10 protein-coding genes are annotated in these 12,632 nt (G+C 56.7%); 1 reads left to right on the forward strand and 9 read right to left on the reverse strand.

Translation table 11 applies throughout. The features are described 5' to 3' along the window. Positions 1-33 precede the first annotated feature (33 nt). On the reverse strand, positions 34-1,074 hold the full coding sequence (gene xylF, locus HWX89_RS06265) for a D-xylose ABC transporter substrate-binding protein (RefSeq protein ID WP_138793519.1): 1,041 nt from the start codon (positions 1,072-1,074) through the stop codon (positions 34-36). Positions 1,075-1,315: 241 nt separating this feature from the next. On the opposite strand from xylF, the gene HWX89_RS06270 reads away from it, so the two are divergent. Continuing rightward, on the forward strand, positions 1,316-2,557 hold the full coding sequence (locus HWX89_RS06270; protein ID WP_138793520.1) for an ROK family transcriptional regulator: 1,242 nt from the start codon (positions 1,316-1,318) through the stop codon (positions 2,555-2,557). A gap of 20 nt (positions 2,558-2,577) precedes the next feature. Here HWX89_RS06270 and glpD read toward each other — a convergent pair whose 3' ends face one another. The 8 genes from glpD to HWX89_RS06310 form a co-directional block, all read right to left on the reverse strand. Further along, positions 2,578-4,089, reverse strand: coding sequence for a glycerol-3-phosphate dehydrogenase (gene glpD, locus HWX89_RS06275; RefSeq protein WP_178340643.1), 1,512 nt, complete (start codon positions 4,087-4,089; stop codon positions 2,578-2,580). A 153-nt stretch (positions 4,090-4,242) separates the two neighbouring features. Next, a complete protein-coding gene (mce, locus tag HWX89_RS06280; RefSeq protein WP_138795896.1) occupies positions 4,243-4,665 on the reverse strand; it encodes a methylmalonyl-CoA epimerase in 423 nt (140 codons plus the stop codon). 10 nt (positions 4,666-4,675) lie between these two features. Continuing rightward, positions 4,676-6,817: a methylmalonyl-CoA mutase gene (scpA, locus tag HWX89_RS06285; protein WP_138795895.1), complete on the reverse strand. Its 2,142-nt coding sequence runs from the start codon at positions 6,815-6,817 to the stop codon at positions 4,676-4,678. Positions 6,818-6,924: 107 nt separating this feature from the next. After that, positions 6,925-8,934, reverse strand: coding sequence for an acetyl-CoA carboxylase biotin carboxylase subunit (locus HWX89_RS06290; protein ID WP_138795894.1), 2,010 nt, complete (start codon positions 8,932-8,934; stop codon positions 6,925-6,927). Continuing rightward, entirely contained in the window at positions 8,931-9,494 is a 564-nt protein-coding gene (locus tag HWX89_RS06295) for an RNA 2'-phosphotransferase (protein ID WP_138795893.1), read from the reverse strand. Before HWX89_RS06295 ends, HWX89_RS06290 begins: the two co-directional genes overlap by 4 nt. Before the next feature lie 32 nt (positions 9,495-9,526). Continuing rightward, positions 9,527-9,904, reverse strand: coding sequence for a hypothetical protein (locus HWX89_RS06300; protein ID WP_138795892.1), 378 nt, complete (start codon positions 9,902-9,904; stop codon positions 9,527-9,529). Positions 9,905-10,029: 125 nt separating this feature from the next. Further along, on the reverse strand, positions 10,030-10,926 hold the full coding sequence (yghU, locus tag HWX89_RS06305) for a glutathione-dependent disulfide-bond oxidoreductase (protein ID WP_138795891.1): 897 nt from the start codon (positions 10,924-10,926) through the stop codon (positions 10,030-10,032). 101 nt (positions 10,927-11,027) lie between these two features. After that, positions 11,028-12,560: an acyl-CoA carboxylase subunit beta gene (locus HWX89_RS06310; protein WP_138795890.1), complete on the reverse strand. Its 1,533-nt coding sequence runs from the start codon at positions 12,558-12,560 to the stop codon at positions 11,028-11,030. Positions 12,561-12,632 lie beyond the last annotated feature (72 nt).

The following is a 12,632-nucleotide window of genomic DNA, read 5'->3' on the forward strand; positions in this document are numbered from 1 at the left end:
CAGCGCAGCGCCCAAGCTCGGACACTTGATGTATCAGTTGCAGGCCTTGACGGTTCCGGCCTTCACACCCTGGCAAGCTGTTTCTTTCTTGATCCAGCCAGCGTCGATCACAACACCGAGGTTGTCCTTGGTGATGGCAACCGGCTTGAGGAATACCGACTGCATCGCGACCTTCTTCGGACCACCTTCAAAAGTCGTCACACCTTTGATTTCTGTCATCTTCTTGCCACCGGCAAGTTCCAGCGCGATGCCCGCTGCTTCCTTGCCCAGTTCACGGCTGTCCTTCCAGACGGAAACCGTCTGCGTGCCGAGCGCAACTCGATTAAGGGCTGCAAAGTCAGCATCCTGACCCGAAACAGGAACGGAACCGGCAAGACCCTGTGCCGCCAGAGCAGCGATTGCACCGCCAGCCGTTCCATCATTCGAAGCAACAACAGCATCGACCTTGTTGTTGTTCTTGGTCAGGAACTGCTCCATGTTTTTCTGGGCGTTTTCTGGCTTCCAGCCATCCGTATAGGCTTCGCCGACATTCTTGATCTTGCCGCTGTCAACAGCGGCTTTCAGGACCTCCTGCTGCCCGGCAAACAGGAAGTCGGCGTTCGGATCGGCAGACGAACCCTTAATGAAGACGTAGTTGCCTTCAGGTTTGACCTTGAAGACTTCAGCAGCCTGCAAACGTCCAACTTCCTTGTTATCGAAGGTAATATAGAACGCGCTCTGGTTTTCGATCAGGCGGTCATAACCAACGACCGGAATACCCTCAGCAACGGCCTTTTCTACCGCCGGGCCGATTGCGTCGCTGTCCTGCGCAAGAATGATAAGCGCATTGGCGCCCTGCGAGATCAGCGATTCAACGTCCGTCAGCTGCTTGGCAGCTGATGACTGAGCGTCCGCAGAAATATATTTCGCTCCGGCTTTTTCCAGTGCGGACTTGATCGCTGCCTCATCGGTCTTCCAGCGCTCTTCCTGAAAGTTGGACCAGGAAACGCCCACGACGAGGTCGGCAGCAATAGCGGCTGTATGCAGAGAAACGAGCACAGCGGTGCCCGCCAAAAGCTTGGCAAATGAATTCATGATGTCCTCCCGGTAAGGGCGAAGCCTGCACCTCCATGCAGGAAAACCGCCCGAAAAATGCTGCCGGCCACTGTGATTTCACAATTTTCTCGACAGTCGAGAAAATTAATGTCAGAGATTCCCCAGGCTGTCAACAACGGCTGCGGGCAGTCCTTTGATGTCTTGATTTGGCTTGTGGCTTCGGCCATTAGCCTGCCCGCAGGCACAACAAGAACAGACCCTTCAGGGAGCAGCACGGCACATGTCCGTCATTGCAAGTACCGAACTGGTGCGCCAGAAAAACAGCCTTTCGGTGCTGTCGGCCCTTCGTCGCCAAGGCAGCCTGTCACACACGGATCTGTCATCTTTCACCGGACTGGCATCGGCGACGGTCTCTGCCATAACCGCAGATCTTGAACGGACGGGACTGATACAGCGCAAGGAACAACAAAACGCTGCAGGACGCGGACGTCCCCGAATTCTCTTTGGTCCAAACGGAGCGTTTTGCTACGTCGCAATTATCATCATCTCGTCCGACAGCGTGCAGTATTCGCTTGTGGATTACTCGGGCAAACTGGTCGACAGGTTCGCAGAACAACGGAACGTGACTGCAGAAGGTACGTTCGCCAACTCCATCGTCGCCGGCATAGAAAGGCTCGCACTACGTTCACACATATCTAGAGCAGACATTCTCCAGATCTCCATCAGCAGCAAAGGATTGGTCGACACGACCTCCGCCACGCTTGTCTGGTCACCGGTACTGGGTAACGAGAAAATCAACTTTCAGGAAATTCTGGGCGAGAACGGGCATGTTCGGGTCACCCTCAACAATGAAACCCTGCTTGCAGCAAAAGCGGTGGCAATCAGGGAAAACATGCGCGATGAACTGGCCGCGGGCGCAGAGGCGCTTGTCGCCTTGTCGCTGGGCCACAGCATCGGACTTGGGATTGCGCGACGAAACGGTGACGCCATCGACCTCAGCGCCCCAAACTTCGGGCACATGCTCCATCTCGCTGATGGAGCCTTGTGCCGTTGCGGCACGAGAGGCTGTATCGAGGCCTATAGCGGTTTTTACGCGATCCTCCGTTCAGCCTTTGAAGCGCCAGCCCATGCCGAACCGGCGAAGTTCGTGCCAGTCGCAGAAGTCGACAAGATTGCTGTCGCCGCACGTGCCGGCGCACGCATGCCACGCCTTGCCTTTCGTACAGCCGGACTGTCGCTTGGCAACGGATTGTCACGGCTCTTCAGCTTGCACGGCCACATGCCGGTTTACCTGACAGGACCGGGCACACGATATTTCGACCTTCTGGAAAGCGGGATCACCGACGGCCTCGCCCAGTCCCAGGCCGTCCGTTTTGGCGGAATGCCGAAACTCCGGATTAGACCCGATGAATCCGAATTGGTTTTCGAAGGCCACCTGGACCTCGCCCTGTCGGCTGCAGACGACTATGTCCTGACACAGGACAGCGTGCTGAAACACGGCAGAAACGCCAACACCGATTGAACGATTTGCTGCACGAGCGGTCAGGCCGGTTCAGGCACCCGCAAGAAGTCGTTGAGCTCGGCGATCTGTTCCTCGTTCAACCTCAAGCCCTGTTTTGTGCGTCTCCAGAGGATGTCGTCTGCGGTGACGGCCCATTCGCGTTCGACCAGCCAGCGCACCTCGATCTCGTAGAGCGTTCCACCGAAGTGGCGACCGAGATCGGCAACGCCCGATGCAGCGCCAAGCAGTTCACCAGCATCCGTACCGTAATTGCGCACCAGTCGCTCACCATGCACACGCTCAAGGAACGGGTAGCGCGCCAAAAGCGCCTTCACCTGTTCCTCATAACCATTCACCCCGAAGTCACCACCCGGCAGATGGGAAGACGCTGTCCAGGCGTTGCCCTTTGCCCCGATGGCTGAACCGATCTTTTCCAGCGCATGCTCGGCCAGTCGACGATAGGTTGTCAGCTTGCCGCCGAACACGTTGAGAAGCGGTGCCTCGCCATCGGCGCCTTCCACCTTCAGGACGTAATCGCGCGTTGCTTCCTGAGCCTTCGATGCACCGTCATCGAACAGCGGGCGAACCCCCGAATAGGTCCAGACGATATCTTCAGTCTTGACCGGCTCGGAGAAATACTCGCTTGCCGCATTGCACAGATAGCTCGTCTCTTCGGCGCTGATACGCACATTGGCCGGATCGCCGGTATAGTCGCGGTCGGTCGTGCCGATCAGCGTAAAATCCCGCTCATAGGGGATGGCGAAGATGATACGCCCATCCGGGTTCTGGAAGAAGTAGGCACGCGGATCGGCAAACTTCTTCTTCACAATGATATGGCTGCCCTGCACCAGCCGGACATTGTGGACATTGTTGCGGCCGAACACGCCTGACAGCACCGTATCGACCCAGGGACCGGAGGCATTGACCAGCATGCGGGCGGTATAGACACCCGCCTGCCCGCTCTTTTCGTCAAAGGTCTCGATCCGCCATAGGCCAGCCTCGCGCCGTGCCGACACCACGCGGGTGCGGTTCAGGATCGTCGCACCGCGCTGTTGCGCATCGCGGGCATTCAGCACCACGAAACGGGCATCATCGACCCAGCCGTCGGAATATTCGAATGCCGTGGCAAACACCGGCTTCAGCGGCTTGCCGGCCACATCACGGCGAAGGTCGAGTGTCTTCGTCGCCGGCAACAGCTTGCGGCCACCCAGGTGGTCATAGAGAAACAGGCCGAGCCGGATCAGCCAGGCCGGGCGCACGCCGCCTTTCTGGAACGGCAGCACGAAGCGCATTGGCCAGATGATGTGCGGCGCCATCGCCCACAGCACCTCGCGCTCCATCAGCGCCTCGCGCACCAGCCGGAATTCGTAATGTTCGAGATAACGCAGACCGCCATGGATCAGCTTAGTTGCAGCAGACGACGTGCCAGAGGCAAAATCACCCTTTTCCGCAAGCGCAACAGAATAACCACGGCCTGCCGCATCGCGCGCAATCCCGCAGCCGTTCACACCGCCGCCAATCACGAAAATGTCGTATATTTTTTTGCCAGACATGCTGCCTCCACGTCGTTACCGGGCCGATTTCCTCGGCCCGTTGAAAGACAGCAACCATAAAAACGAAAATTAAACGAATGTCAAAAGAAAGGAAACGAACATTCGATTTCACGCGCATGTCTTAAGTCGACGCAGCCCTACGGCAGTTGTGTTTCAGACATGTGTCGGCGGGGATTTGACTTCTTCCAGTTCGTAAAGCACTCCCGACATGTCCTTGGGATGTAGAAAGAGAACCGGATTGCCATGTGCACCTGTTTTGGGTTCTCCATCTCCGAGAATACGAATGCCCTTCGCAACAAGACCGTCGCGGGCGACCAAAATATCAGGCACCTCGAAACAGATATGGTGCATACCGCCCATTGGATTCCTGCCGAGAAACGCAGCGATAGGAGAGCCTTCTCCCAACGGATACAACAACTCGATTTTGGTATTGTCGGCCTGAATGAACACGACGGTCACGCCATGTTCCGGTAGCGATTGCGGTTCCGACACGGCAGCCCCGAGTGCCCTGTAATGCGCCACGGAGGCATCGAGATCCGGCACCGCGATGGCGATGTGGTTCAGTTTTCCAAACATTCCTGTTTCCTCACGCGTTGCGGCGGATGCCTTCCAGAAGGTCGAGCACCTTGTTGGCCGCATCCATGACATTGGTGCCCGGTCCGAAAATGGCCGAAACGCCGTGGTCGAGCAGGAACTGGTAGTCCTGACGCGGAATGACCCCACCGGCCACCACGATGATATCCTGTGCGCCCTTGGCTTTAAGGGCTTCGACAAGCTGCGGAGCAAGCGTCTTGTGCCCCGCCGCCAGTGACGACATGCCGACGACATGCACTCTGTTCTTCACGGCGAGGTCAGCGGCTTCGTCCGGGGTTTGGAACAGCGGCCCGGCAATCACATCGAAACCGATATCACCGAAGGCCGAAGCGATGACCTTCGCACCGCGATCATGTCCGTCCTGTCCAAGCTTGGCGACCAAGATGCGCGGTTTGGTGCCAACCTTTTCCGCCACGCCCGAAAGGCGGGCAGCGAGCGTAGCAAGCTCCGGCTCGTTCTTATAGGCTTCACCGTAGATATCGCTGACCACTTCTGGAACTGCCGCATGGTCCCCGTAGGCCGAGCGAAGTGCATCAGATATCTCGCCGACCGTCGCGCGGGCCCGGGCAGCCACCACGGCAGCCTCGAGAATATTGCCCGTTCCGCTGCGCGCCACCTCGGACAAAACTGCCAAGGCAGATTCTGCTTCCTTGGCGTTTCGACGCCGCCTCGTATCCGCAATCCGGCGAACTTGCGCCGCCCGCACAGCCGCGTTGTCGATATCGAGAACCTCGATTTCGTCTTCCGTTTCAAGTCTGTAACGGTTGACCCCGACAATGACCTCCTCGCCCTTGTCTACGGCTGCCTGACGGCGGGTCGCAGCTTCCTCGATCAGTCGCTTGGGCAAGCCTTCGGCCACAGCCTTGGTCATCCCACCAAGGGCTTCGACCTCATCGATCAATGTCCAGGCCTTTTCTGCCAGTTCTGTCGTCAGGCTCTCGACATAGTAGGAACCAGCCAGGGGATCGACAACCTTGGTCACACCGGTCTCGTGCTGAAGGATAAGCTGGGTGTTGCGGGCAATACGTGCCGAAAACTCCGTCGGCAGGGCAATCGCCTCGTCAAAGGAATTCGTATGCAACGACTGCGTACCACCGAGAACCGCGGACATCGCCTCGAAAGCAGTACGCACGATATTGTTATAAGGATCCTGCTCCTGAAGCGATACGCCTGATGTCTGGCAATGGGTGCGGAGCATGAGCGAAGATGGCTTTTGGGGGTTGAACTCTTCCATGATGCGCGACCAGAGCAGACGTGCGGCACGCAACTTCGCCGCCTCCATGAAGAAATTCATGCCGATGGCGAAAAAGAATGATAGGCGGCCGGCGAAATCATCGACATTCAAGCCCTTGGCGAGTGCGGCACGGACATATTCACGGCCATCTGCCAGCGTGAAAGCAAGTTCCTGGACCAGCGTCGCTCCAGCTTCCTGCATGTGGTAGCCGGAAATGGAAATCGAGTTGAACTTCGGCATCTCCTTCGCCGTGTATTCGATGATATCGGCAATGATACGCATCGACGGCTCGGGCGGATAGATGTACGTGTTGCGGACCATGAACTCCTTGAGAATGTCGTTCTGAATGGTGCCCGAAAGCTCGGCACGCGAAACACCCTGCTCCTCTCCCGCAACTATGAAATTCGCCAGAACCGGAATGACGGCGCCATTCATGGTCATCGACACTGAAACCTTCTCGAGCGGAATGCCGTCAAATAGGATCTTCATATCCTCGACACTGTCGATCGCCACTCCGGCCTTGCCGACGTCGCCCTCAACACGCGGATGGTCGCTATCGTAACCGCGATGTGTTGCAAGGTCGAAAGCCACCGAAACGCCTTGCTGTCCGGCAGCCAATGCCTTGCGGTAAAAGGCGTTGGACGCCTCTGCCGTCGAAAAACCGGCATATTGGCGAATTGTCCAGGGACGACCGGCATACATGGTAGCACGAGGACCGCGCACAAAAGGAGAAAACCCGGGTAGACTATCGAGATGAGCTACGTCAGCAATGTCACTGGCCGTATAAACCGGCTTGATATCGATGCCCTCCGGCGTATGCCAGACAATGTCATCGGGCGAACGTTTCAGTTCCTTCTCGGCAAGAAGCTGCCAGTCGTTGCGCTTCTTCTCGTCGGACATGCACCTCATCCCTTCTGCCGTCTCTGCGTTTTTCACGGCCTGCCACAAGTGCAGCCGTTACCCTGTTGACGCCGGGACAACCGCCCGTGCCCTAAATCCGTTCCCAGCTATTCGAATTCCAGGATGATTTCGTCCACAGCGAGACTGTCACCCGGTTTGGCAGCAACTTTTGAAACGCGTCCGCGCTTTTCAGCACGAAGGATATTCTCCATCTTCATCGCCTCGACAGTCGCGAGTGCCTGACCGGCTTCGACATCTTCTCCCTCCTGAACCGAGATGCCTGTGATGACCCCGGGCATGGGGCACAAAAGCAATTTCGATGTATCCGGCGGCAGCTTTTCCGGCATCAGTTGCGCGAGTTCTGCGACGCGAGGGCTACGGACCCGGAAAAGCCCATCGACACCCTGCAGCCGAAGCCGAATGGCTGAAACAGTAAGATCAACCTTAATGGCAAAAACCTCACCAGCGACTTTAAACAGGCCGAGTGTCAGCCCCGGCAACCAACTGGTAGAGACCGTCAGCGCCTCATTGTCCTCGAAGCGGGCAATGCCTCCATCGGCGTTTGCCTCAACTCCGACCCGGTGGTTTGACGATACACCAGACGACACGATCCAGTCATTGCCAACGATACGGCGGTGGTTGCCAATGGTCCCGGAAATCTCGACTGCTCGGGCCTGAAGACGCTGATGGATCACAGCGGCTACCGCCGACAATTTTCGCGTCGTCGCTTCGTCAGGATCAACCCCGGTGAAACCATCCGGAAACTCCTCGGCGATGAAGCCGGTCGTCAGACGGCCGTCGCGGAAACGCTCGTGCTGCATGACTGCAGAAAGAAACGGCAGGTTATGACCGATGCCTTCGACCTCAAACCGATCCAATGCATCCGCCATTGCATCAATGGCAGTTAAACGATCCGGCGCCCACGTGCAGAGCTTTGCTATCATCGGATCATAATACATCGAGATTTCGCCGCCCTCGAAAACACCGGTGTCGTTGCGGACAACAGTACCGTTGTCCCGAGATCCTTCCTGCGGTGGACGGTACCGGGTCAGCCTGCCGATCGATGGCAGGAAATTACGATAGGGATCTTCCGCATAAAGACGGCTTTCGACCGCCCAGCCGTTTAATGTCACCTCTTCCTGACGGAAGGTCAGTTTTTCTCCGGATGCGACACGGATCATCTGTTCGACCAGATCGATGCCCGTCACAAGCTCGGTAACGGGATGCTCCACCTGGAGACGGGTGTTCATTTCAAGAAAATAGAACTTGTTCGCCTTGCCATCGACGATGAATTCGACAGTCCCGGCAGAGTGATAGCCCACAGCTTTCGCCAGCGCCACAGCCTGCTCACCCATCGCGCGGCGTGTCGTCTCATCCAGAAACGGAGATGGTGCCTCTTCGATGACTTTCTGATTTCGACGCTGGATGGAGCACTCGCGCTCGCCGAGATAGAGCACTGTCCCGTGCTTATCCCCCAAGACCTGAATTTCGATATGGCGCGGTTCGGTCACGAACTTTTCAATGAAGATACGGTCGTCGCCAAAGGAGGCCTTCGCCTCGTTTTTCGAAGACTGGAACCCCTCACGTGCCTCTGTATCATTCCAGGCGATGCGCATGCCCTTGCCGCCACCACCAGCGGATGCCTTGATCATGACCGGATAACCGATCTCGGTAGCAATTCTCACCGCCTCATCGGCATCCGCGATCAAATCCATATGGCCGGGTACGGTCGAAACACCCGCTTCAGCCGCCAGCTTCTTGGAGGTGATCTTGTCACCCATTGCCTTGATGGCACCGACCGGTGGACCGATAAAGGTCACACCCGCCTTTTCCAGAGCCTCGGCGAATGCCGCATTTTCCGACAAGAACCCGTAGCCTGGATGCACGGCATCCGCGCCGGTTTTGTTGATCGCATCGAGAATTTTCTCAATGACGATATATGACTGAGAAGAGGGCGCCGGTCCGATATGGACCGCCTCATCCGCCATTTTCACATGCAGCGCATTGGCATCGGCATCGGAATAAATCGCAACTGTGGCGATCCCCAGTTTCTTCGCCGTTTTGATAACCCGACAGGCGATTTCGCCTCTATTGGCAATGAGAATTTTTTTGATCATTTGCCGTCGCCTCCCGCGACGTCATTTTCAGTCAATGCGAGATACGCGACAGGAACCGCATCGGTGAGCCAGACACCATTGTCAGCCTGATAAAAACTGTAGCCATCGGCATGCATGCGGCCAGAATTGACGATCAGAATTGCCGGCTTGCCGTGCCGCTGACCGACCGCATAAGCTGTTGCCCGATCGGCAGAAAGGTGAACATGCTGACGGCTACCCGCCCGCAATCCTTGAAGCATGATCACATCGAAAAACCGCGTCGCCGTCCCGTGAAAAAGCGTCGATGGGGGCGCGACCGGCGGTTGACCAAGGTCGACCACGACCGAATGACCTTGGGCAGCACGGATACGACGACCATCGTCCGAAAGAGTGAAACGCTTCTTGTCGCTTTCGGCAACGATCGTGCGGAGGGTTGTCTCATCAATTGATGTTCCCGCCTCATTCGCTTTTGCGAGCAGATCGTCGACTTCGGCCCAGCCTTGCCCATCCAGCGTCAAGCCAATGCTTTGCGGTGCGTGGCGCAGAACATAACTCAGGAACTTGCTGGTGTTTGTCGACATCGAACCGTGGTCCTTGCTGGCGGGCAACTACATCAAATCTCGAAAAAGTTCTCGAAAGACTCCGGGAAATTCTGCCGCGCAACACGTTCGTCGATCCTCAGCATTGCCTGGTATGAAAGCGGATCGAAGTTCTTATCTGCGGCCACGACCTCACGGCCAAATAGAAGGTTGAGGCGGGCGGCATCGAGATTACCGCGCTCGAATGGTTCGGCGCCGAAATGATGCCAGAGCGAGTGCAGGAAGGCAGCGTCGATGCGGTGTTCCTTGGTATCGTTGCGTGCCCTTCTCGGAATCATCTTGATAGGCGTCACCCCTTTTGGATTGGCGCGACGTATCGTGAACTGGACGCCCGTGCTCGGCATGCCGGACGGAAATCCCCTATGCTTGGTCATTTCAGGCAGGTTCGCCATGGTCTTTCCCTTTTTCGTCTTCTAGAGCATGTCGCGGTCTTTCAGATTCGCGACATGCTTTCAGCTTTATTTCGTTGCGCGCCGTTCTCGCCTAACCCATCGCACGTTTGCGAGAGGCGCTTTGATCATGCCTTGCCGATCTTGTCCTGCGTCTTCGTATCGAAGTCAGAGGCATCGTGGCGTTCATGCAGTTGCTCTGACGGATCGCCCGAGGTCTTGTTGACCATGGACCCGCGCTTTACAGCAGGGCGTTCGCCAATCTCCAGCGTCCAGCGCATGACGTTCTTGTAGCCGTCCGCTTCAAGGAATGCACCTGCATCGCCATAGGCCTGACCGAGTGCAATCTTGCCATACCAGGGCCAGACAGCCATGTCGGCGATAGAATAATCGCTTCCTGCCAGATAGCGGTTTTCAGCCAGATGCCGATCGAGCACGTCGAGCTGGCGTTTCACTTCCATCGCGTAACGGTCGATGGCGTATTTAATCTTGATCGGCGCATAGGCATAAAAGTGACCAAAACCGCCACCGAGGAATGGTGCAGAGCCCATTTGCCAGAACAGCCAGTTCAAAGCTTCTGTACGGGCTTTGTGTTCCTTAGGCAGAAACGCATCGAATTTTTCTGCGAGGTAGACCAGAATGGAGCCACTCTCGAACACCCGTGTTGGTTCCGGCGTGGAGTGATCCATCAATGCAGGAATCTTTGAATTCGGATTGACGCTGACAAAACCGGAGCCAAACTGATCGCCGTCGCCGATCCTGATAAGCCATGCATCGTATTCGGCACCCTTGTGACCGGCAGCCAACAATTCCTCCAGCATGATCCCGACCTTCTGGCCGTTCGGTGTTGCCAGCGAATAAAGCTGCAAGGGGTGCTTGCCGACAGGCAATTCCTTCTCCTGCGTCGGACCGGCGATCGGCCGGTTGATACTGGCAAACGCACCACCATTGCCCTTGTCCCAGGTCCAGACCTTCGGCACCACGTAACCGGCGGGGAAATTATCTGCGGGGGAATTCTCGGCCATGAAATCTGTCCTTGTGCTTCTGAAAGACCGCGCCGGATCAAACCGGACGCCTCAACATCACTATAGTAAGGTTGCCGAAGCGTTTTTAAAGGTCGCCTTCTTCATAGCGGTATCGTGTCATGTTTCTTCCACCGGGTTTCGACCTGCTTGTTGCGCAAGGCAGCGAAGGCACGCGCAATGCGACGACGCGATGAATGTGGCATGATGACTTCGTCAATGAAGCCACGTTCTGCCGCAACAAAGGGATTTGCAAAGCGCTCTTCATATTCTTTGGTGCGGGCAGCAATCTTTTCTGGATCGGCAAGCTCTGACCGGTAGAGGATTTCAGCAGCCCCCTTTGCGCCCATAACCGCGATTTCTGCTGTCGGCCAGGCGTAGTTCACATCAGCACCAATATGTTTCGACGCCATGACATCATAGGCACCACCGTAAGCCTTGCGGGTAATCAGCGTGACCATTGGTACGGTCGCTTCCGAATAAGCAAAGAGCAGCTTGGCGCCGTGTTTGATCACGCCGCCATATTCCTGCGCCGTTCCCGGCAGGAAGCCAGGCACATCGACCAATGTCAGGAGCGGAATGTTGAAGGCATCGCAAAAACGGACAAAGCGTGCTGCCTTGCGGGAACTGTCAATGTCCAGGCAACCGGCAAGCACCATCGGCTGGTTGGCGACAACACCAGCCGTCTGGCCTTCGAGACGGATGAAACCGGTGATGATGTTCTTGGCGAAAGCTTCCTGAAGCTCGAAGAAATCGCCCTCATCGGCCAGCGCGTGGATCAGCTCCTTCATGTCGTAGGGCTTGTTGGAACTATCCGGGATCAGTGTATCGAGACGCGCTTCAAGCCGGGCCGGATCGTCGTAAAACGGACGGATCGGCGGCTTGTCGCGATTGTTCAGCGGCAGGAAATCGAAAAGAGCGCGCACAGCTTCCAGCGCCTCGATATCATTTTCATAAGCACCATCAGCAACCGAAGATTTCTTTGTGTGGGTCGATGCACCGCCAAGCTCTTCAGCCGTAACAATCTCATTGGTCACAGTCTTTACTACGTCCGGTCCCGTCACGAACATGTAGGACGTATCACGGACCATGAAAATGAAGTCAGTCATGGCGGGAGAATAGACCGCTCCGCCCGCGCACGGCCCCATGATTACCGAAATCTGCGGCACGACGCCGGAGGCCACGACATTGCGCTTGAACACATCGGCATAACCGCCGAGGGAAGCGACACCTTCCTGGATACGCGCGCCGCCGCTGTCGTTGAGACCTATGACAGGCGCGCCGTTTCGAACCGCCATATCCATGATCTTGCATATCTTCTGCGCATGCGTTTCGGAAAGAGAGCCGCCGAGCACGGTGAAGTCCTGTGAAAAGACGTAAACCTGCCGCCCGTTGATAGTCCCCCAGCCGGTCACAACGCCATCACCAGCGATCTTCTGGTCCGCCATGCCAAAATCCACCGCACGGTGCGTGACGTACATGTCGTATTCTTCGAAGGACCCCTCATCAAGAAGCACCTCGACACGCTCACGGGCAGTAAGTTTGCCCTTGGCATGTTGCGCATCAATGCGTTTCTGGCCGCCTCCCATCCGTGCTTCGGCTCGGCGGGCTTCCAGTTGGTCGATGATGCCTGACATGTTTCCTCCACGCAATTTGCAAGGGTATCAATAGCCGAGAATGAAGCTGCGAAGAAGGCTTGATCGTGTGCG

Source organism: Rhizobium sp. RM, from assembly GCF_013390595.1.
Classification (GTDB): Bacteria; Pseudomonadota; Alphaproteobacteria; order Rhizobiales; family Rhizobiaceae; genus Agrobacterium.

What these genes read in the sequence shown, in the direction of transcription:
- xylF (WP_138793519.1), bottom strand. Translation starts at nt 1,074, where the DNA reads ATGAATTCATTTGCCAAGCTTTTGGCGGGCACCGCTGTGCTCGTTTCT.
- HWX89_RS06270 (WP_138793520.1), top strand. Translation starts at nt 1,316, where the DNA reads ATGTCCGTCATTGCAAGTACCGAACTGGTGCGCCAGAAAAACAGCCTT.
- glpD (WP_178340643.1), bottom strand. Translation starts at nt 4,089, where the DNA reads ATGTCTGGCAAAAAAATATACGACATTTTCGTGATTGGCGGCGGTGTG.
- mce (WP_138795896.1), bottom strand. Translation starts at nt 4,665, where the DNA reads ATGTTTGGAAAACTGAACCACATCGCCATCGCGGTGCCGGATCTCGAT.
- scpA (WP_138795895.1), bottom strand. Translation starts at nt 6,817, where the DNA reads ATGTCCGACGAGAAGAAGCGCAACGACTGGCAGCTTCTTGCCGAGAAG.
- HWX89_RS06290 (WP_138795894.1), bottom strand. Translation starts at nt 8,934, where the DNA reads ATGATCAAAAAAATTCTCATTGCCAATAGAGGCGAAATCGCCTGTCGG.
- HWX89_RS06295 (WP_138795893.1), bottom strand. Translation starts at nt 9,494, where the DNA reads ATGTCGACAAACACCAGCAAGTTCCTGAGTTATGTTCTGCGCCACGCA.
- HWX89_RS06300 (WP_138795892.1), bottom strand. Translation starts at nt 9,904, where the DNA reads ATGGCGAACCTGCCTGAAATGACCAAGCATAGGGGATTTCCGTCCGGC.
- yghU (WP_138795891.1), bottom strand. Translation starts at nt 10,926, where the DNA reads ATGGCCGAGAATTCCCCCGCAGATAATTTCCCCGCCGGTTACGTGGTG.
- HWX89_RS06310 (WP_138795890.1), bottom strand. Translation starts at nt 12,560, where the DNA reads ATGTCAGGCATCATCGACCAACTGGAAGCCCGCCGAGCCGAAGCACGG.